Below are 20,516 nucleotides of genomic sequence, written 5' to 3'. Positions count from 1 at the left end.
GGCGCTTGCCGCGCGATCAGTCTTGCGGCCAGAGTTCGCGGCTCAGGGCTCTTACCGCTTGTGCCGATTCGAGCGCCAGAGCGTCCTGGGCGCGCTGACGGCACAGCTGATAATCGAGTTTGCGCACACGCGCCTTGATGCCCGGCACGGACACGGGATCGACGGACAGCTCGGTCACGCCGAGGCCGACGAGCAGCGGCACCGCGAGCGGATCGCCGGCAAGCGCGCCGCACACGCCGACCCACTTGCCATGCTTCTCCGCGCCCTGCACGGCCGCCGAAACGAGCCGCAGCACAGCCGGGTGCAGCCCGTCCGCCTGCGCGGCGAGATCGGCCTGGCAGCGGTCCATCGCGAGCGTGTATTGCGTGAGATCGTTCGTGCCGATCGACAGAAAATCCGCGTGCTTCGACAGCTGGTCGGACAGCAACGCGGCCGACGGCACTTCGATCATCACGCCGACTTCGATCTTGTCGGTGCGGCCGCTTTCGGCGGCGAGCTCGTCGATCCGCTTGCGCAGACGCACGAGCTCACCGACGTCCGTCACCATCGGAAACATGATGCGCACCTTGCCCGCCGGCTGAACGGCGAGCAGGCCGCGCAGCTGGTCTTCGAGCAGATCGGGGCGCACCTGCGCGAGACGGATGCCGCGCAGGCCGAGCGCCGGATTCGGCTCGGGCGGCAGCGTCAGATAATCGACTTCCTTGTCCGCGCCGACGTCGAGCGTGCGAATGATGGCCGTGCGGCCTTGCAGCGCATCGACAATCGACTGATAGCTCTGACGATGCTCGTCGACGGTCGGCGCCGCCTGACGATGGATGAACAGCAGTTCCGTGCGCAGCAGGCCGACGGCATCCGCGCCGTTTTCGACAGCGGCCGTCGCGTCGTCGAGCGTCGCGATGTTGGCGGCCACTTCGATCGCGCGGCCGTCGCTCGTCGCGGCCGCTTGCTGCGACGTCCGGCGATTCGCTTCGCGCACGCCGGCAAGACGCTGGCGCTCGGTGCGCGCGCGTTCGATATCGAGCGCGCTCGGCGCGTACTCGAGACGGCCCGCCGTCGCATCGACCACGACCTGCGTGCCGTCGGCGATCGAATGCAGCGCGTCGCCCAGCGCGACGATCGCGGGAATGCCAGCCTGACGCGCGATGATCGCCGCGTGCGACGTCGCGCCGCCGCGCGCCATCACGAGCGCCGTGACGCGCGTGCGATCCAGCGACGACAGGTCCGACGGCGTGAATTCATCCGCGCTCAGCACGGCCTCGTCGGGCAGCGAGCGCGCAGCCGCGTTCGAGTAGCCGAGCGCGCGCAGCACGCGCTTTTCGATGTCGCGCAAGTCGGCGGCACGTTCGGCGAGCAGCGCATCGTCGACTTTCGACAGCACGTCGATCTGCGCGCGAATGGTCTCGCGCCAAGCGAAGCCCGCGCTCTTGCCGAGGCTGATCAGATCGCGCGCCGCGTCGATCAACGTCGGGTCTTCGAGCAGCACGCGATGCACCGCGAAAATGCCCGCCTCGCCATGCGCGCCGCGTTGCGAAGCGTCGCGCACGGTCGTGTTCAGTTCGGCATCGACGGCGGCGAGCGCCCTGTCGAGCAGACGGCTTTCGGCGGCGGGCGTGTTGCCCGTTGTCTCGGGCGGATCGATGTCGGCGTCGTCCCAGCGCACCAGCTTGCCCACGGCGATGCCGGGCGCCGCACACACGCCCGCGAGCGTGTTCGGCATAAGCGGCGCGCCGCTTGCAGCAGGCACGGGCGCGGCCGCGACGGGCACGGGCGACATCTCGCGCGCCGGTTTTTCTTCCGCTTCGCCGTGCGCCTCGCGCGTCAGTTCGCGTACGACGGCCTCGACGGCCGTCGCAGCCTGCGCGCCGATGCCGACGATCTCGACCGTCGCGCCCTGCCCCGCGCCCAGCCCCAGCAAACCGACGACGCTTTCGATCGCCGCCTTCTTGCCCTCGAAGCGCACTTCGACGCGCGCGTCGAGACCGCGTGCCGCTTCACGCGCACGCGCCGCCGGACGCGCATGCAGGCCACCCGCATGCGTGAGCACGATCGATTGACGCGCTTCTTCGCTGACGCTCGACGCCTCGCGCGATGCCGCGACGGCATGGCCGTCTCGCGCACGCAGCGTCAGCAGCGGCGATTCGCCGGCCTTCAGCGTGCCGCTTTCGGCGCGCTCGACGATTTCGAACGCATCGGAATTGGCAATCGCAATCACCGACACGAGGCTCGGCGCATTGCGCGCGACCGTATCCTGGTCGAACTCGATCAGCACGTCGCCCTTGCGCACTTTCGCGCCCTGTTCGACCATCGGCGCGAAACCCTTGCCGTTCAGCTCGACGGTGTCGATGCCGATATGCAGCAGCACTTCGGCGCCTTCTTCCGTCGTGATCGTGACGGCATGACCCGTGCGCGCCAGGTGCATCACGACGCCGTCGCACGGCGCGACCAGCTTGCCTTCGAGTGGATCAATGCCGATTCCATCGCCGAACATGCCGCCTGAAAACACAGGATCGGGCACGCTCGCGAGCGGGACGACGGGCCCCGTCATCGGCGCTAGCAGCACAATTGGGCCTTCGGAATGGCTCTTCAAAACGGACTCCTCAGCACGTCGCATCTGCATCTCTCGATCAGTGAGTTTCGGTGACTTTCATCAGATGGCGCGGCGCATCGGGATTGCGTCCGCGAGCGGCGGCAAGGCCGGCAGCCATCACGTAGAAAGAAAGGATTGCGGCAATCGGATCGAGCGCGGCATGCTCCGTCGATACGAGCGGCAATGCGGCTTCGGGCACGTCGCCGGGCGCGGCGAGCAGCACGCGCGCGCCGCGCGCCTGCATGTCGCGCGCGAGTTGCAGCAGACCCGCCTGTTCAGGTCCGCGCGGCGCGAACACGAGCAGCGGATAGTCGCGGTCGATCAGTTCCATCGGACCGTGACGCACTTCGGCGCTCGAAAACGCCTCGGCCTGAATGCCCGACGTTTCCTTCAGCTTCAGCGCCGCTTCCTGCGCAATCGCGAGGCCGAGGCCGCGGCCGATCACGATCATCCGTTCGACGTCGCGCAGTTCTTCGACAGCCTTCGACCAGTCGAGCGCGCCCGCCCGCGCGAGCGCATCGGGCAGCGACTTCAGCGCGCCGAGCAGCGCTTCGTCCTTTTGCCAGTGCGCGACGAGTTGCGCGGAGACGGACAGCATCGCGATATAGCTCTTCGTGGCCGCGACGCTCAGTTCGGGACCGGCGACGAGGGGCAGATAGAACTCGCATGCCGCTTCGAGCGGCGAGCCGGGCACATTGACGGCGGCCACGGTCAGCGCGCCCGCGTCGCGCAACGCCTGCATCGTGCCGACCAGATCGGGGCTCTTGCCCGATTGCGAAAAGCCGAGCGCAAGCTGACCGCGCACTTTCAGCGGCGCCTGCTGGAGCGTCGCGACCGACATCGGCAGCGACGCGACGGGCAGTCCGATGCGGCTCATCGTCAGCGATGCGAAGTAACTCGCCGCGTGATCCGAGCTGCCGCGCGCGACCGTCAGCGCGACATGGCGCGGCTCTTGCGCGAGCCGTGCAGCGAGCGCTTCGACGCGCGACGTATCGTTGAGTTGCGCGGCGACCACGTCGGCGGACGCCAGCGCTTCCTTAAGCATATTCGACAATCGATTCTCCTTCGACGTAGGTCGCCGTCAGCGTCAGTTCACGGTCGAACACGACGACATCGGCCCACGCGCCACGCGTGAGACGGCCGCGGTCTTCGAGGCCGAGGTAGTCGGCGGCGTAACGCGACATGCGGTTTGAAACGTCGGCCATCGGCAGGCCGAGCGATACGAGGTTGCGCAGCGCCTGATCCATCGTCAGCGTGCTGCCTGCGAGCGTGCCGTCGGCGAGGCGTACGCCGCCGAGACACTTCGTGACGTGCTGGCTGCCGAGGCGGTACTCGCCGTCGGGCATGCCCGTCGCCGACGTGCTGTCCGTCACCACGTAGAGGCGCGGAATCGCGCGCATCGCGGCGCGGATCGCGCCCGGATGAACGTGCAGCAGATCGGGGATGATTTCCGCGTACTCGGCGTGCGCCAGCGCCGCGCCGACCATGCCCGGATTGCGGTGATGCAGCGGCGACATCGCGTTGAACAGGTGCGTGAAGCTGCGCGCGCCGTGCTTCATCGCGGCGACGGCGTCGTCGTAGGTGCCGAGCGAGTGGCCGAGCTGCACGCGCACGCCGCGCGCGGCGATCTCCGAGATGATGTCCATGTGGCCGGAAATTTCCGGCGCGATCGTGACAACGCGGATCGGCGCGATCGACAGATACTTCAGCACTTCGTCGAGCACCGCCGACACGGCCGCGTCAGGCTGCGCGCCGAGCTTGCCAGGATTGATGTACGGGCCTTCGAGATGCACGCCGAGCACGCGCGAGCCGCCCGGCACGCGGTTGCGCGCGACGTCGCCGAGGTCCGCCACGACGCTCATCAGCTCGTCGCGCGGCGCGGTCATCGTCGTCGCGAGCAGGCTCGTTGTGCCGTAGCGCGCGTGCGTGCGGGTGATCGCCTCGATCGCGTTGCCCGCTTCCATCACGTCGGCGCCGCCGCCGCCATGCACGTGCAGATCGATGAAGCCGGGCAGGATGTACGGCGCGTCGTTCGTCGACGGATCGACGGCGTCGCCCTTGATCGCCGTGATGCGGCCGTTCTCGAATTCGATCGTGCCGTGGATCCAGCCTTCGGGAGTGAGTATGTTTCCGGTCAGCATGAGTCTCTCTGATGTTGCGTTATCCAGTGCGTGACTGATTCGTGCCGCGTGGGTTTCGTGCGTCCTGCTGTTTTGCATGTCGTGCATCAAGCCCGCTTCCTTTGCATGCGCAGATCACAACCGCAGTTCGGCGACGAAGTCGTAGTAGTCGTCCAGGCAATAGGTGTCCGTGAGTTCGATTGCGCGCTGGTCGGCGCTGTAGCCGACGCGCGTAATCAGCAGAAGCGCGCAGCCTGGATCGATATTCATCAACGACGCGATTTCGCTCGACGCGTTGACGGCGCGAAAGTGCTGCAGCGCGCGGACGACGGGCGCGCCGCGCTGCTCGAGATAGCTGTAGAGCGAGCCGCCGATCGCCTGCGGCTCGGGCACGATCGAAATGGGCAGCGACGAATGCTCGACGGCCATCACGATGCCGTCGGCGCGCCGCAGACGGCGCAGGCTCGCGACGGAAGCGCCCGGCGACAGGCCCAGATGCACGATCTCTTCGCGAGTCGCCGTGCGGATCTCGCGCTCGAGCCAGACGGAGTCCGGCCGGAAGCCGCGCTGCTCCATCTTCTTCGTGAAGCCCGTGAGGCGCGACAGCGGATCTTCGACGCGCGGCGTGATGAAGCTGCCGGCGCCGCGCGCCCGCCGGATCAGCCCCTGCTCGACCAGCAGCGCAATCGCCTTGCGCGCGGTGATGCGCGACACGCCGATCGCGTCGGACAACGTGCGCTCCGATGGCAGCGCTTCACCCGCCGACCATACGCCGCAATGGATCGCCGTCGCCAGATTGCGGGCGAGTTGCAGGTACAGCGGGGTGACGTTGTGGACGTCGGGTGTCAGGGCGGACCAGCGGGTTTCCATAGGGCTCGGTCGGGATCGTGAGGAAGGTGGCCTACGAAGTCGGAGCCCATTATATAACCACAATAATACCAGTCAACGAGCTGGTATCTAGCTGGTCTATCTCGACCAAGCCCTTGTCGCAAAAGGCGATCAGCGAATTAAGCGGATTTCCACTGACACCGATCTGGCATTAGGGCATACCCGTATTTGAGACCAGTTGTCGGATTGGTCTCCGTGAATCGTCTGTCAACTTGCGTGCGCTAAGCCGCAAATGTCATACCTCTTAATTAACAATCTGGTGCAAACTTCGGAATTCGGGCGCTATCACCCGATCGACAGACACACAGCGCGGTGAACGAATGACAGCCAAATACGGGGAACGGACACGGTGAACGATCCCGCTACAGCCCGGGCGCAAGCCGTCCGCCATTTCAATCGCTTTTACACGCAGCATATCGGCGTGTTGCACGAGCATTTGCAGAAAAGCCCGTTTTCGCTGACGGAAGTGCGCGTGATGCACGAGCTTTCGCGCGGCCCGCATCAGACGGCTGCCGCGCTCGCGCGCAATCTCGGCATCGACAGCGGCTATCTGAGCCGTCTGCTTGCGAGCTTCGAACGGCGCAACCTGATTTCGCGCCGCCCGTCAGAGGTCGACGCGCGCCAGTCGCTGGTCTCGCTCACCGAAGAAGGCCTCGCCGCCTGGCGTCCACTCGATGCCGCCGCCGTCGACGAAGTCTCCGCCGTGCTGGCCCGGATCGCGCCGCAATCGCAGGATCAACTGGTCGGCGCGATGAAGCTGATCGAGCGGCTGCTCGACGAGCGGCCACGGCGCAGCATCGTCACGCTGCGCGCGCCGCGAGCGGGCGATTACGGCTTGCTGATCTCGCGACAGGCGCAGCTGTTCGCGGCCAGCCACGGCTGGGATCACACGTTCGAGGCGCTGATCGCGCAGCAGATCGGACAATTCGCGCAGCGCCACGATGCACGGCGCGAGAACTGCTGGGTCGCCGAACAGGACGGCCTGATCGTCGGGTCGGCGCTGGTCGCGGCTGCGTCGGATGCGCACGCACAGGTGTGCATGCTGTATGTCGAGCCCGACGTGCGGCGGCTCGGCATCGGCACGCAGCTGATCGACGAATCTTTGCGCTTTGCGAAGCGCACCGGTTATCGCGCGCTATGCATCGAAAGCGAAAGCACGCTCGACGATGCGCGCCGCCTCTTCATTCAGACTGGCTTCTCGCTCGCATCGGCGACGCCTGAGCGGCGCTTCGGGCGCGATCTCGTGATCGAACGATGGGAGCGCGCGCTGTAAGTTCACGCGTGCCGGCCTTTTCCTGGAGCAAAAAAAAGCGCCGCGGTTGCCCGTGGCGCTTTGCACATCGACAGGTCGATCGACGCCGCTTAGAACGACGGCACGACTGATCCCTTGAACTCGGTCTTGATGAACTGGCGCACGTCTTCCGACTGGTAAGCGGCGACCAGCTTCTTCACCCACGGCTGATCCTTGTCCTTCGTGCGCACGGCGATGAGGTTCGCGTACGGGCTGTGCACGTCTTCGAGCGCGATCGCGTCCTTCGTCGGCTGCAGGCCCGCAGCCAGCGCGAAGTTCGTGTTGATGGCGGCAGCGTCGACGTCGGCGAGCGAGCGCGGCAATTGCGCGGCATCGAGTTCGACGAGCTTCACCTTCTTCGGATTGTCGGCGACGTCGAGCGGCGTCGCGTTGTTGCCGTTCGTGCCCGCGCCCGCCTTCAGCTTGAGCACGCCTTGCGTTTGCAACAGCAGCAGCGCGCGGTTTTCATTCGACGGATCGTTCGGCACTGCGACCTTCGCGCCCTGCGGCAGATCCTTCACAGACTTCAGCTTCTTCGAATAGATGCCGAGCGGCGAGATGTACGTCAGGCCGACGTTGACGATCTTGTAGCCGCGCTGCTTGATCTGGCTGTCGAGATACGGCTGGTGCTGGAAGCTGTTCGCGTCGAGATCGCCGGCGTCGAGCGCGGCGTTCGGCCGCACGTAATCGTTGAACTCGATGACCTTGACGTTCAGGCCTTCGCGCTTCGCGACCTTCTGCACAACCGACCAGATTTGCGCGTCGGGACCGCTGATCGTGCCGACCTTGATGACCTTGTCGTCGGCGCGCGCGCCGAAGCTGGTGACGAGTGCCGCCGAAGCGAGCGCTGCGGAAAAAACCTTGATGAGTGTTCTGCGCTGCATGTGATTCTCTCTTGACTGCTTGTTTCAGATTCGTGTCCGACGGCGGGCGAACGGGTGTTGCCCACGGTCCGTCGAGCCTGAAATGGTCTCACAGGCGTGCAGCGATGTGAAATACAGGGATCGCATATGGGTATGCGCATGAAGCGGGCCGGGCCGCGCGCGGAGATTCCGCTTCGTGACCGGAGCGCGCGAAGGCATATTCGCGAAGAACCGCAGTAGCGCGATCGTCGATCGCAAGCACTGCCGCCACAGTTCGGCAACGATGATTGCGATCGACGGATGCGCAACTGGTCAGAACGTCGTCCAGTCGTCGTCGGAGGACTGGACCTTCGCCGGACGCGGCGGCTCGGCGGACTTTGCAGCGGGCTTCGCAACGGGCTTCGTCGCGACGCGGGCCGCCGCGTCCGGCGTCGCTTTCGCCGCGGGAGCCGCCGGCGCGGACGGCGCCTTCGCGACGGCAGGCGCAGCCTTCTTTGCCACCGATGCAACCGTGTTCGATGCAACGGCTGCTTCGCCGCCGTTCACGCGGAACATGCCGATCGCCTGTCGCAAGCGCGCCGCCTGATCCTGCAACGACGAGGCGGCGGCGGCAGCCTGCTCGACGAGCGCGGCGTTCTGCTGCGTCACTTCGTCCATCTGCGTGACCGCGCGGCCCACTTGCGAAATGCCGCTGCTCTGCTCTTCGGATGCCGCTGCGATTTCGCCCATGATGTCGGTCACGCGACGCACGGCCTGCACGATGTCGCCCATCGTCGTGCCCGCCTGTTCGACGAGCGTATAGCCGTTGTTGACGCGCTCGACGGATGCGCCGATCAGTTGCTTGATCTCCTTCGCGGCCGTCGCCGAACGTTGCGCGAGGCTGCGCACTTCGCCCGCGACGACTGCGAAGCCGCGCCCCTGCTCGCCCGCGCGCGCCGCTTCGACGGCCGCGTTCAGCGCGAGAATGTTCGTCTGGAACGCGATCCCTTCGATCACGCCGATGATTTCCGAAATCTGACGCGAGCTGTCGTTGATCTCCGTCATCGTGCTGATCACGCGATTGACGACCTCGTTGCCCTTCGTCGCGATCTCCGATGCGTTATTCGCGAGCCCGCTCGCCTGGCGCGCGTTGTCGGCGTTCTGCTTGACGGTCGCCGTCAGCTCTTCCATGCTCGCCGCCGTTTCCTGCAGCGAGGCCGCCTGCTGCTCGGTGCGCTGCGACAGGTCGCCGTTGCCCGCCGCGATCTGCTGCGTCGCCGTCGCGATCGATTCCGCCGACTGCCGGATCTCGCCGATCGCGCGCTGCAAGCGGCTTTGCATCTCGTTCATCGCGGCCATCATGCTGGACGAATCGTCGGTACGCACGGGCACGAGGTGCGTGAGGTCGCCTGTCGCGATACGCGACGCGAGCCGCGCCGCGTCCTGCGGCTCGCCGCCGAGGCTGGCGCGCACGTTGCGGATGATGAGCAGCATCGCGAGCGAAATCACCGCGCCGATCACCAGCACGACGATGAAGTGCTCGACGAGGTTCGCGTAGTAGGCAGTGTCGATGTCGCGCACGAACACGCCGCTCGTGATGTTCCAGTCCCACGGCGCGAAATGCACGACATAGCTGATCTTCGGCACGGCCTCTTCGCTGTGCGGCAGGCGTCCGCGATAGGCGGCGAAGCCGTTGCCCGTCGCCTTCGCCGCATCGACGATCGTCACGTACAGCAGCTTGCCGTCCGGGTCCTTGAAGTCGCCGACCTGCTTGCCGACCATCTGCGGCAATGTCGGATGCATCAGCACGACGGGCTTCGAATCCATCACGAAGAGGTAGCCGGACTCGCCGTAGCGCATCGTCGAGAGCCGCGCGAGCGCGTCGCGCTGCGCGTCGGCCTCGCTCATCTTGCCGGCCTGCGCGAGCGCGTAATAACCGCTGACGACGCCTTGCGCCGCTTCGACGAGATTCACCATGCCGGCCTTGCGCTCGGCGAGCATCGTCGAGCGCGTTTCGACCGCGCTCCACAAGCTGACGCCCAGCAAACCCAGCCATACGAGCGCAAGCGACAGCAACAGCTTGCGGTTCAGACTCATCCTGCTCATTTGTGTTGGTCTCTTTGGTGTGGTCACTACTTCGGCATATCGTTCGCGCGCGGTTTTGGATGCGCCGCAATCGCAAACGATTGCCTTTCTGGATAACGGCAGCCTGGTGCACCGACTTGAGATGGCTTGTGAAGGACATAACGCGCCGCGTCAACGGACGAGACCGGCGCAGAATGAAAAAAGGCCGCACGTCACCGTGCAGCCTTTCATTGTCGAAACCCGAAATGCGGTTTGCGCCGCTGGTCGGTCCGGTCCAGTAGCCTCAGCCTAGCAGCAGCTTGAGATCGTGAACCCACGGCGAGGCGCCCTGACCGTCCCGCGCGAAGAGGCGTAGCTTGCCATCGGTATCGAATACGTAGCTGGCGGCCGTGTGGTCCATCGTGTAGCTGTCGGGCGTCTTGCCCGGCACTTTCGCGTAATAGACGCGGAAATCCTTCGTCACCTTCTCAAGTTGCTGCTGATTGGCAGGGCGCAGGCCGACGAACGTCGGATTGAACGCGGGCACGTATTGCGCCATCAGGTCAGGCGTGTCGCGCTCGGGATCGACGGTGACGAACAGCACCTGCACGCGCTTCGCGTCTTCGGGGCCCAACTGCTGAAGCGCCTGCGAGAGCTCGGCCATCGTCGTCGGGCAGACGTCCGGGCAGTGCGTATAACCGAAGAACAGCACGACGACCTTGCCCTTGTAGTCGGCAAGCGAGTGCATCTTGCCGCTCGCGTCGGGCAGCGAAAAGTCGGCGCCGAACTGCTTGTTACCCGTGATGTCGACGTTCGTGAACGCGGGCTGTTCTTTCCCGCATCCCGAGATCAGCGCCGCGCCGCCGAGCGCGCACGCGACGAGTGCAACGCGCGCCACGCGCGCGAACCGTTTGGTGAGCATGGTGTTACGCGCCGATCAAGGCACGCGCATAGTGGTCGATCAACAGCGCCGCGAAGAGCAGCGACAGATAAACGATCGAATAACGGAAGGTCTTACGCGCGAGGGCGTCGGAATATTCCCGATAGATCTTCCACGCATACGCGAGGAACACCGCGCCCAACAGAACCGCTGATGCGAGATACACGATTCCGCTCATGCCCGAAATAAACGGCATCAGCGTGACGGCGAACAGAATGACCGTGTACAGGAAGATATGCAGACGCGTGTACTTTTCGCCGTGGGTGTTCGGCAGCATCGGCAGGCCGGCGTTCTCGTAGTCCTTGCGGCGATACAGCGCAAGCGACCAGAAATGCGGCGGCGTCCACACGAAGATGATCAGCACCAGAATCCATGCGTCGCCGGGCACGTGGCCCGTCACGGCTGCCCAGCCGAGCGCCGGCGGCATCGCACCCGACGCGCCGCCGATCACGATGTTTTGCGGCGTGGCGGGCTTCAGCAGCAGCGTGTAGATGATTGCATAGCCGACGAAGGTGGCGATGGTCAGCCACATCGTGAGCGCATTGGTGAAGGTGTAGAGCGTCCACATGCCGAGGCCGCCGAGAATCGCGGAGAACAGCAGAATTTGCGTGGTGGTGATTTCGCCGCGCGCCGACGGACGCCACGCGGTGCGGCGCATCTTGGCGTCGACTTTCTGTTCGACGAGACAGTTGATCGCAAATGCGGCGCCCGCCAGCAACCAGATGCCGACGGCCCCGCCGATCAGCACCGTCCACGGCACCATGCCGGGCGTCGCCAGGAACATGCCGATGACCGCGCAGAAAACGGCGAGCTGCGTCACGCGCGGCTTCGTCAGCGCAATGTATTGGGAAATCCGGCTACCGGGCGAATGGGGGAGAGTTGTGCTGTCCATGAAGATCACGCTGGCGCGGCATCGCGCGCGGGAAAGACGGCGCGGCCGGGACGGCTATAAGCGATTCGAAAGTTTAGCATAACGAGCAGGAGCAGCAGGATTGCGGCTCCGCCGTTATGGGCGACGGCAACGGGCAACGGCCATTGCAAAACGATGTTCGACAGGCCCGTGACGAACTGAATTGCGATCACGAGCAGCACGCCGTTTGCGGGCCGCCGCAGCGACTCGAAACGGCGCATTTTCAGCGCGAACCAGAGCAGATACGCGACGACGACGAATGCAAACGTGCGGTGCGTCCAGTGGATCGCGACGAGCGCATCCTGCGTGATCACGTCGCCGTCGCCCGTCATGCCGAGCGCGCGCCACAGATGGAAGCCGTGTCCGAAGTCCATCGGCGGAATCCATTGGCCGTTGCAGGTCGGGAAGTCGGTGCAGGCGAGCACCGCGTAATTCGTGCTGACCCAGCCGCCGAGCGCGATCTGCACGATCAGCAGCGCAAGGCCGAACAGCGCCGCGGTGCGCCAGCGCGCGGTTTCAGGCTCGTATGCGGGCAGCGGCGTCTGACGCGCGGCGAACCAGCCAAGCGTGCCGAGCAGCGCGAGTCCGAGAAGCAGGTGCGTCGTCACGATCACAGGTTGCAGCTTCATCGTCACGGTCCACGCGCCGAACGCGCCTTGCACGCAGATCAGCAGCAGCAGCGACGTCGGCCACCACGGCGACACATGCAGCGGACGGCGCCGGATACGCGCAACCCAGGCGATGATCGTCTGCGCGACGATCAACACGCCGATCGCCATCGCGAAGTAGCGGTGGATCATCTCGATCCACGCTTTGGTCATGCTGACGGGGCCCGACGGCATGGCCTGAAACGCAGCGCTGATGGCCGCGTGCGCGATGAACGGCGACGATGTGCCGTAGCAGCCCGGCCAGTCGGGACACCCGAGGCCCGAATCGGTCAGGCGCGTGAAGCCGCCGAACATCACGAGGTCGAGCGTCAGGAACGTCGTGACCCAGACCAGCTTGCGGAACTTGTTGTCGTCGACTTTCACCCACACGTACGACAAGGGCAGCAGCGCTATGCACAGCCCGATCAGTCCCAGTTGCAATACGAACATCTATCTTTCCTTCTTCCGCCACACAACGCGATTCAATGTGCCCGGGGCACTTTAGCCGATACCCGAATACTTCAGCAGTTTCGTGACGTCGCCCTTGATCTTGCTCGGGTCGGGGTCTTTCGGGAAACGCATCATCAGATTGCCGTTCGGATCGACCATGTAGATGTGGTCGTTGATCCGCGTGCCGTCGTCGACGGGCAGCCAGGCAGTCACGTCCTTCGGATCGGCGATCAGCATCTCGGTGTCCTTGTATGCGTTATCGACGACGTCGGGCACCTTTCCGGCATCCGTGCGCAGAAACACGTTGACGATGCGCTCGCGCTCGGCCCCCTGCGTCGCGCGCACCTGGCGCATGAAATACAGCTTCGTCACGCAAGCCTTGTCGCACGCACTGCTGTCGACGGAAACCATCAGCCAGTGGCCGCGCAGCGACGCGAGTTTCATCGGCTTGCCGTCTTCGCCCGTCACGACCAGCGATTCGGGGATGGGACGCTGCGGCTCGACCAGCTTGCCGTAGCTCGTCGTGCCGCCCGTGGGCTTGATGACGTAGTACGCAAAGTAGGCGCCGATCGCCGGCGCCGCGCAGACGAACGCGATCAGCAGCATCATCCAGCGGCCGCGCTGCCATGAGCCCTTGCCGGCCGGCTGGCGACGCGGCGCGCCCTGCGATGGCTTCTGTCTTGCTTGCTGGGAGCGGGGGTTCTGCGTCGACACTACTGATCCTCTTTCAATGATGGTGCTGTTGGCGGCGCCTTTGGATGTCGCCCGAAACGCCCGTCAAGCGTCATGCGTGCGGCGCCTTTTCGTTGTTGGCGTTGCCCTCGGGGTTCGCGTTCTGCGCGAGCTTTTCGTGTTTCGCGGCGCGTCGGGCCGCATACAGCCCGAATGCGACGGCGGCTGCGGCCATGGTCCACCACTGGAACATATAGCCGTAGTTGCGATCGACGCCCGACGTCGGCGCGGGCCAGTTGCGCACGAGCCCGTCGCCATCGTCGCTGATCTGCTGGATCACGAAAGGCTGGAGCGCCAAGCCCGTTTCGGAGGCATACGACGCGACGTCGAGGTTCTGACGAATCGTCTGACGCGCGGCCGAACCGCCCTCGCCGAGCTCGAATGCGCGCGTCGCGTCGGCGCGCGCGATCCCTTCGATTTCGACCTCGCCCTTCGGCGTGCCGTACGGCGCGATCGTCGTGCGCTCGTTCATGTTGCGCGGCAGCCAGCCGCGATTGACGAGCACATAGCCACCGTCGCGCAGTTTAAAAGGCATCACGACGTAAAAGCCCGGCTGATCGTTATACGGGCGATTATCGAGGTACACCACTTGCTGCGGCATGAACTGTCCGACGGCCCGCACGCGATGGAACTCGATCTGCTTCAACGCAATCGGCGCGGCGCCGATGTTCTGCGCGGGCGCGTTCTCGAACTGCGTGATTTGCGCCTCCAGCGCTTCCTTCTGATGCGCGCGATCACGCTGCCAGAAGCCGAGCCGCACGGTCACGGCGACGACGATCAGAATCAGCAGCGTGGGGATCAGACGAATCTTCATCGTGCAATTTCGGCGGACAGACGAACCATTGCTCGCGGTGCGATAATGAGTTTGTTGCCTTCGCTTTCCTGAATTTCAGTTGCTTCCATGCACATTCTCGTTCCCATCGCTTTCGCTCTGATCATCGCCAGCATGGTGTCTGCGCTGTATTTCATGATGCACGACCGCGGCAGGACGAAGCGCATGGTGTGGTCGCTGGCGACGCGTGTCGGTCTGTCGATTTCGCTGTTCCTGTTCATCCTGTTCGCGCACTGGATGGGCTGGATTCAATCGACTGGCATTCCATACGGCCGCTGACGCCCCCTGTCGCTCATCGACGACGCGCTTTTCGTGAACGCCGCAACGCGTCCATGACACGCGGGTCACATCGCTCGCGCTACGCGCGTGTCGACGTGTGCCGTCTCAATTTGACGGCGAAGTATGCCACTTATTTTCGCGACGATCCGGCAACACAGCCTTTCGCGATCCGCGAAATTCTCACTCTAGCAAACAAAACGCCGCCCCGACGGAGTCGAGGGCGGCGCTTCTGATACCTTCGTATGACTGCTTTCACTGCCGCGCGCTCGACACGCGAGCCGCGTCAGCTGAGCGATGCTTGCGGTGCTTTCTTGCGTCGATATGACGCACGGCGCGCAGGCCTCCGAAGCTCGGAAAACAACGCTTACAGCCAGTACACGACGACGTACAGACCCAGCCATACGACGTCGACGAAGTGCCAGTACCACGCCGCGCCTTCGAATGCGAAGTGATGGTCCGCCGTGAAATGGCCGCGGATCAACCGGATCATCACCACCGTCAGCATCGTGCCGCCGAGGAACACGTGGAAGCCGTGGAAGCCCGTCAGCAGGAAGAACGTCGAGCCGTACACGCCCGACGCGAGCGTCAGGTTCAGTTCGTTGTACGCGTGGAAGTACTCGAAGCCCTGCATGAACAGGAACGTGACACCCAGCACGACCGTCGCGGCGAGCCATGCGATGGCCTTCGAGCGATGGTTCTCGCGCAGCGCGTGGTGCGAGACCGTCAGCGTCGCGCCCGATGACAGCAGCAGCGCCGTGTTGATGGTCGGCACGGGCCACGGCGTCATCGACTTGAAGTGCGACACCAGATCAGCCGGGCCGATGTTCGGCCACACCGCTGAGAAATCCGGCCAGATCAGCTTGTAGTCGAGGCTGCCGAGCTGATGCATCGCGATCGCGCGCGCGTAGAACAGCGCACCGAAGAACGCGCCGAAGAACATGACTTCCGAGAAGATGAACCAGCTCATGCTCCATCGGAACGACGTGTCGACGCGCTTGCCGTACATGCCGCCTTCCGATTCGGAGATGGCGTCGCCGAACCAGTGATACAGCACGAAGAGCAGCCACAGCAGACCAATCAGCGCCGTGATGGGCGCCCACGGCTCGCCGTTCACCCACGACGCAAACGATCCGAGCAGGATCAGCAGCCCAATCGCCGCGCTGATCGGATGCCGCGACGGATGCGGTATGAAATAGTACGGGCTATCGTTTTGACCGCTCATTCTTGATTCTCCACTTCAGTCCAGTTGTTCCGCTTGGTCCGGTTGGCTCCGCAGCCGCCCGCGCCGCTCTCCGGCTCTCTCTGCAACATCCAGCGGCGCGCTGCGCCACCCTCTCCATTCCGTCCGGGCGTCGAAACGACCGCCCTTGTTCCACCGCCTCGCCTAGCCGACCACCGCGCGCACGATCAGGATCAACACCCCGATAAAGACCGCCGCGCCGATCAGCGCCGCGATGATCACATGCAGCGGGTTGAGCTGCGCTGCGTCCGCTTCCAGATCGCGCCGTTTGCGCACGCCCAAAAACGACCACATCACGGCTTTCATCGACTGGCCAAAACTGCTCTTCCTGCCGCCGCCACCGCTATCGTTCATATCCTCGCCTTCTTTGGGCAAGCGCTTCTGTTACGTGTCATGCGGGGTTCGACGCCTTCGCGTTGTCAGCCGCCTGACCTTCCGTGCCGCGCGGCGCCGCCGCCGGCGTGTTCAATTCGAAGAACGTGTACGACAGCGTGATCGTCTTCACGTCCTTCGGCAATTTCGGATCGACGAGGAACACCACCGGCATCCGCTTCGATTCGTTCGCCTTCAAGGTCTGCTGCGTAAAGCAAAAGCACTCGATCTTCCTGAAGTACTCGGTGGCCTGCTTCGGCGCGTAGCTCGGGATGGCCTGAGCCTGAATCGTGCGCCCCTGCTGGTTCGTCACGTCGTACATCACCGTCGTCACTTCGCCCGGATGCACGTCGATGCTGTTCTGCTCCGGCTTGAAACCGAGCGGGCCGCGCGCGTTCGCATCGAACTCGATCGAAATCGTGCGGCTCATGTCGACCTGCGTGTTCTTCGCCTCGCGCGCCGTTGCATCCCGCTGCACGAGATTGTTGATGCCCGTGACTTCGCAGATCGCGCGATACATCGGTATCAGCGCAAACCCGAAGCCGAACATCAGAAACGCGACGACGACGAGCTTGAACAGCATCGAACGGTTAAAAGAACGATCGGCCCCAGCGGGCGGTTGCGTCGACATCGAACTTCCTCAACAGATCGCTTGCACGGGTGATCGACTCGTCACGACAGGTCAGGAGAACCAGACCTGCTTGACGATGGCACCCAGAAAAAAGACGGCGACGATAACAAGCAGAATCAGACCGAGTCGCAGATTGCCAGCGCGAATTTCTTCGGGCGTACGTCTTTTTTGTGGATTCCGGGTCATGCTGAACTTCTCGAACCTTCGTTGCTGCGCAGTGTTTCGGTTCAGTGTTCCGCTCCGGCGCTGCGTTTGCCGGAGCGGAGCTTCGAAGACTGCCCGATCGATTATTCGACCGTCGGCGGGTTTTCGAACGTGTGGAACGGTGCCGGGCTCGGCACGGTCCATTCGAGACCCGTTGCGCCGTCCCACGGCTTGTCCGATGCTTTTTCGAGTTCGCCGCCGCCGCGATAAGCGGGCAGCGCGACCGCGAACAGGAAGTACACCTGTGCGAGGCCGAAGCCGAACGCGCCGATCGTGATGACCTGGTTCCAGTCGGCGAACTGCGCCGGATAGTCGGCGTAGCGACGCGGCATGCCGGCGAGACCGACGAAGTGCATCGGCAGGAACGCGAGGTTGAAGAAGATCAGCGATGCCCAGAAGTGGATCTTGCCGCGCGTCTCGTTGTACATCCAGCCTGTCCACTTCGGCGACCAGTAGTACCAGCCGGCAAAGAGCCCGAACAGCGACCCCGCCACCAGCACGTAGTGGAAGTGCGCGACCACGAAGTACGTGCCGTGATACTGGATGTCGAGCGGCGCCATCGCGAGCATCAGCCCCGTCAGGCCGCCGAACGTGAACACGAACAGGAAGCCGACCGCGAACAGCATCGGCGTTTCGAACGTCAGCGAACCGCGCCACATCGTCGCGACCCAGTTGAACACCTTCACGCCCGTCGGCACTGCGATCAGCATCGTCGCGTACATGAAGAACAGCTGGCCCGTGACGGGCATGCCCGTCGCGAACATGTGGTGCGCCCAGACCATGAACGACAGGATCGCGATCGAAGCCGTCGCGTACACCATCGAGCTATAGCCGAACAGCGGCTTGCGCGCGAACGCCGGGATCACCTGCGACACGATCCCGAACGCCGGCAAGATCATGATGTACACCTCGGGGTGCCCGAAGAACCAGAAGATGTGCTGGTACATCACCGGGTCGCCGCCGCCTGCCGCGTTGAAGAACGACGTGCCGAAGTGGCGGTCGAACAGCACCATCGTGATCGCGCCCGCGAGCACCGGCATCACGGCGATCAGCAGGTACGCGGTGATCAGCCACGTCCACACGAACATCGGCATCTTCATCAGCGTGAGGCCGGGTGCGCGCATGTTCAGGATCGTGACGACGATGTTGATGCCGCCCATGATCGACGACGCGCCCATGATGTGGACCGCGAAGATCGCGAAGTCCATGCCCGGGCCCATCTGCGTGGACAGCGGCGCGTACAGCGTCCAGCCGGCGGCCGTCGCGCCGCCAGGCGTGAAGAACGAACCGACCAGCAGCACGGCAGCGACGGGCAGCAGCCAGAAGCTGAAGTTGTTCATCCGCGCGAAGGCCATGTCCGATGCGCCGATCTGCAGCGGAACCATCCAGTTTGCGAAGCCGACGAAGGCCGGCATGATTGCGCCGAACACCATGATGAGGCCGTGCATGGTGGTCAGCTGGTTGAAGAACTCGGGACGCATGATCTGCAGACCCGGCTCGAACAGTTCGGCACGGATTGCCAGCGCCATCACGCCCCCTGACAGGAACATGATGAACGAGAAAATCAGATACAGCGTACCGATGTCCTTGTGGTTGGTCGCGAACAACCAGCGACGCCAGCCGTGCGGCGTCGCATGCGCGTGATCGCCGTGGACGTGCTCGTGCCCCGCGGTTACATCGTGTCCGATGCTAGACATGACAATCTCCTAAATCGAATGCTGCTTTTCTCTGACTGTGACACGTCAGGCCGCTGGGCTGATCTCGACCCGGCGCGCTTCCTTCGCGTCCGCACCGCCCGTGATCGTCTCCGGCTTCTTCAAAATAATATGGTCTTCGGCGATGCCTGCTGCCTTGAGCGCATCGCGCACGGCTTCGGCGCGCGCCTTCGCGAGCTGCGCGTTCTTGTCGGCGGAACCCGTTGCGTCCGTGTAGCCCGACAGCGTGAACTTCGCATCGGGATGCGCCTTCGCATACGCGGCGGCTGCATCGACAGCGGCCTTCGCGTCGGCGGGCAGCGTGCTCTTGTTCGTTTCGAAGTAGATCGTGGCGGGCAGTGACGCTTGCGGTGCCGATGCCGCTGCATTGTCCGAAGCGCCCGATGCCGCCGCGGGAGCCGATGCGCCCGCTTCGCCGCTTGCCGCTGCCGCGCCGCTTGCGCCTTCCGCGCCGCTCGCAGCCGTTGCATCCGACGCGGCGGCCGCCGCTGCGCCCGCCAGGTGATCGCCGCCCGACGGCAGACGTCCGTTGCGCGCATCCGCGACCTGCTTCGGCTGCAGGATATCGCCCGTGTGGTTGCCCCACGAATTGCGCTCGAACGTGATGACCGAGGCGATCTCGACGTCGTTCAGCGTCGGCGCCCAGGACGGCATCGCGTTCTTGCCCTTCAGCACGATGCTCACGTGTTCGGCGAGCGGGCCGTTCGCGACCTTGCTGCCGTCAAGCGCCGGGAACGCGCCGCCGCCCTTGCCCGTCGGCTGGTGGCAAACCGCGCAGTTCGACGCGTACACTTTGGCGCCGCGCTCCGTCAGTTCGGCGAGCGTATAGGTCTTGTTCGGATCGTCCTGGCCCGCGGCCATTTTCTTCTTCTCGTCGTCGACCCACTTCGCGTAGTCGTCATCGGACAGCACGTTCACGACGACGGGCATGTACGCGTGCTCCTTGCCGCAGAGTTCCGTACAGAAGCCGCGATATGTGCCGACCTTCTCCGCCTTGAACCACGTGTCGCGCACGAAGCCGGGAATCGCGTCCTGCTTCACGCCGAACGCCGGCACATACCACGAGTGAACGACGTCGTTCGCGGTGGTGATGATGCGGATCTTCTTGTTGACAGGCACGACGAGCGGGTGATCGACTTCCTGCAGATAGGTATCCGTGATCGGCTGCTGGCCGTTGACTTCGCTACGCGGCGTGGTCAGCGTCGACAGGAAGCTGATGCCTTCGCCGGGACCCTTCACGTAGTCGTAGCCCCACTTCCACTGGTAGCCCGTGACCTTGACGGTCAGGTCGGCATTGGAAGTGTCCTTCATCGCGACGACGGTCCGCGTGGCAGGCAGCGCCATCAGGACGACGATGATGAACGGGACGACCGTCCAGATGATTTCGACGGTGGTGCTTTCGTGGAAATTGGCGGCCGTGTGACCCTTCGACTTGCGGTGCGCGAAGATCGAATAGAACATCACGCCGAACACGCCGACGAAGATGATCGTACAGAGGATCAGCATCAGCGTATGGAGGCTGTAGAGCTCCTCAGCGATTCTGGTCACTGGCGGCTGGAGATTGATCTCGTTGACGCTGGGGCCGCCTGGACTGTCACCGACTGCAAGGGCGGCGCCGGCGAAGAGCAGCCCGCTACACGCCAGCACGCCCGTGAGGGCTCGCTTGATTGTTTTCATAGCTTCCTTACCCAAAATTTCCATTCAAACCCTCGACCCCGCTGGAAGGCTGCCCCTCGTCTGGAATGGCGCGTGATTCAGTGCGCAACTTTTGA

Annotated in this window: 19 protein-coding genes; 2 read left to right on the top strand and 17 right to left on the bottom strand. The window is 64.3% G+C overall.

Annotation, left to right across the window (positions count from 1 at the left end):
* Positions 1-16 precede the first annotated feature (16 nt).
* The 4 genes from ptsP to VSR68_RS25830 all read right to left on the bottom strand — a co-directional run bounded on the left by ptsP (position 17) and on the right by VSR68_RS25830 (position 5,577).
* Positions 17-2,611, bottom strand: a complete 2,595-nt coding sequence (gene ptsP, locus VSR68_RS25845) for a phosphoenolpyruvate--protein phosphotransferase (protein ID WP_342942551.1) — start codon at positions 2,609-2,611, stop codon at positions 17-19.
* A 13-nt stretch (positions 2,612-2,624) separates the two neighbouring features.
* Positions 2,625-3,632 (bottom strand): SIS domain-containing protein, encoded by a 1,008-nt coding sequence (locus VSR68_RS25840; RefSeq protein WP_342942613.1) that lies wholly within the window; start codon positions 3,630-3,632, stop codon positions 2,625-2,627.
* On the bottom strand, positions 3,625-4,728 hold the full coding sequence (gene nagA / locus VSR68_RS25835; protein WP_342942550.1) for an N-acetylglucosamine-6-phosphate deacetylase: 1,104 nt from the start codon (positions 4,726-4,728) through the stop codon (positions 3,625-3,627). The genes VSR68_RS25840 and nagA overlap by 8 nt, the downstream gene beginning before the upstream one ends.
* Before the next feature lie 114 nt (positions 4,729-4,842).
* Complete coding sequence (locus tag VSR68_RS25830) at positions 4,843-5,577, bottom strand: GntR family transcriptional regulator (RefSeq protein ID WP_342942549.1); 735 nt, start codon at positions 5,575-5,577, stop codon at positions 4,843-4,845.
* Positions 5,578-5,944: 367 nt separating this feature from the next.
* Here VSR68_RS25830 and VSR68_RS25825 point away from each other — a divergent pair, with 367 nt between their 5' ends.
* Complete coding sequence (locus VSR68_RS25825) at positions 5,945-6,868, top strand: bifunctional helix-turn-helix transcriptional regulator/GNAT family N-acetyltransferase (protein WP_342942548.1); 924 nt, start codon at positions 5,945-5,947, stop codon at positions 6,866-6,868.
* 89 nt (positions 6,869-6,957) lie between these two features.
* Here the strand turns inward: VSR68_RS25825 and VSR68_RS25820 are convergent, their stop codons facing one another.
* The 7 genes from VSR68_RS25820 to VSR68_RS25790 form a co-directional block, all read right to left on the bottom strand.
* Positions 6,958-7,770, bottom strand: a complete 813-nt coding sequence (locus VSR68_RS25820; protein WP_342942547.1) for a MetQ/NlpA family lipoprotein — start codon at positions 7,768-7,770, stop codon at positions 6,958-6,960.
* A gap of 291 nt (positions 7,771-8,061) precedes the next feature.
* Positions 8,062-9,834, bottom strand: coding sequence for a methyl-accepting chemotaxis protein (locus VSR68_RS25815; RefSeq protein ID WP_342942546.1), 1,773 nt, complete (start codon positions 9,832-9,834; stop codon positions 8,062-8,064).
* A 262-nt stretch (positions 9,835-10,096) separates the two neighbouring features.
* On the bottom strand, positions 10,097-10,714 hold the full coding sequence (locus VSR68_RS25810; RefSeq protein ID WP_342942545.1) for an SCO family protein: 618 nt from the start codon (positions 10,712-10,714) through the stop codon (positions 10,097-10,099).
* A 4-nt stretch (positions 10,715-10,718) separates the two neighbouring features.
* Positions 10,719-11,624 carry a heme o synthase gene (gene cyoE, locus VSR68_RS25805; RefSeq protein WP_342942544.1) on the bottom strand — a complete coding sequence of 302 codons (906 nt, stop codon included), beginning with the start codon at positions 11,622-11,624 and terminating at the stop codon, positions 10,719-10,721.
* Between the two features lie 5 nt (positions 11,625-11,629).
* Positions 11,630-12,739, bottom strand: coding sequence for a COX15/CtaA family protein (locus VSR68_RS25800; protein WP_342942543.1), 1,110 nt, complete (start codon positions 12,737-12,739; stop codon positions 11,630-11,632).
* A gap of 51 nt (positions 12,740-12,790) precedes the next feature.
* Entirely contained in the window at positions 12,791-13,453 is a 663-nt protein-coding gene (locus VSR68_RS25795) for a cytochrome C oxidase subunit I (protein WP_342942542.1), read from the bottom strand.
* A 70-nt stretch (positions 13,454-13,523) separates the two neighbouring features.
* On the bottom strand, positions 13,524-14,285 hold the full coding sequence (locus VSR68_RS25790) for an SURF1 family protein (RefSeq protein WP_342942541.1): 762 nt from the start codon (positions 14,283-14,285) through the stop codon (positions 13,524-13,526).
* 87 nt (positions 14,286-14,372) lie between these two features.
* Between VSR68_RS25790 and VSR68_RS25785 the strand changes: the two genes are divergently transcribed.
* The gene (locus VSR68_RS25785; RefSeq protein WP_087734172.1) at positions 14,373-14,582 is read left to right on the top strand and encodes a twin transmembrane helix small protein; all 210 of its coding nucleotides are present in this window, start codon (positions 14,373-14,375) and stop codon (positions 14,580-14,582) included.
* A gap of 364 nt (positions 14,583-14,946) precedes the next feature.
* Here the strand turns inward: VSR68_RS25785 and VSR68_RS25780 are convergent, their stop codons facing one another.
* The 6 genes from VSR68_RS25780 to coxB form a co-directional block, all read right to left on the bottom strand.
* Positions 14,947-15,804, bottom strand: a complete 858-nt coding sequence (locus VSR68_RS25780) for a cytochrome c oxidase subunit 3 (RefSeq protein WP_342942540.1) — start codon at positions 15,802-15,804, stop codon at positions 14,947-14,949.
* A gap of 162 nt (positions 15,805-15,966) precedes the next feature.
* The gene (locus VSR68_RS25775; RefSeq protein WP_342942612.1) at positions 15,967-16,176 is read right to left on the bottom strand and encodes a DUF2970 domain-containing protein; all 210 of its coding nucleotides are present in this window, start codon (positions 16,174-16,176) and stop codon (positions 15,967-15,969) included.
* Positions 16,177-16,213: 37 nt separating this feature from the next.
* A complete protein-coding gene (locus VSR68_RS25770; RefSeq protein ID WP_152761440.1) occupies positions 16,214-16,825 on the bottom strand; it encodes a cytochrome c oxidase assembly protein in 612 nt (203 codons plus the stop codon).
* A gap of 51 nt (positions 16,826-16,876) precedes the next feature.
* Positions 16,877-17,011 (bottom strand): cytochrome oxidase small assembly protein, encoded by a 135-nt coding sequence (locus VSR68_RS25765; protein WP_342932346.1) that lies wholly within the window; start codon positions 17,009-17,011, stop codon positions 16,877-16,879.
* Positions 17,012-17,112: 101 nt separating this feature from the next.
* Positions 17,113-18,726, bottom strand: coding sequence for a cytochrome c oxidase subunit I (gene ctaD, locus VSR68_RS25760; protein ID WP_087734176.1), 1,614 nt, complete (start codon positions 18,724-18,726; stop codon positions 17,113-17,115).
* A gap of 45 nt (positions 18,727-18,771) precedes the next feature.
* Positions 18,772-20,445 carry a cytochrome c oxidase subunit II gene (gene coxB, locus VSR68_RS25755; RefSeq protein WP_342942539.1) on the bottom strand — a complete coding sequence of 558 codons (1,674 nt, stop codon included), beginning with the start codon at positions 20,443-20,445 and terminating at the stop codon, positions 18,772-18,774.
* Positions 20,446-20,516: the final 71 nt, after the last annotated feature.

The organism is Paraburkholderia phymatum, from assembly GCF_038900715.1.
Taxonomy (GTDB): domain Bacteria; phylum Pseudomonadota; class Gammaproteobacteria; order Burkholderiales; family Burkholderiaceae; genus Paraburkholderia; species Paraburkholderia phymatum_A.
Note: the sequence above shows the minus strand (reverse complement) of the source record. Positions and strands in the feature narration are given on the sequence as shown.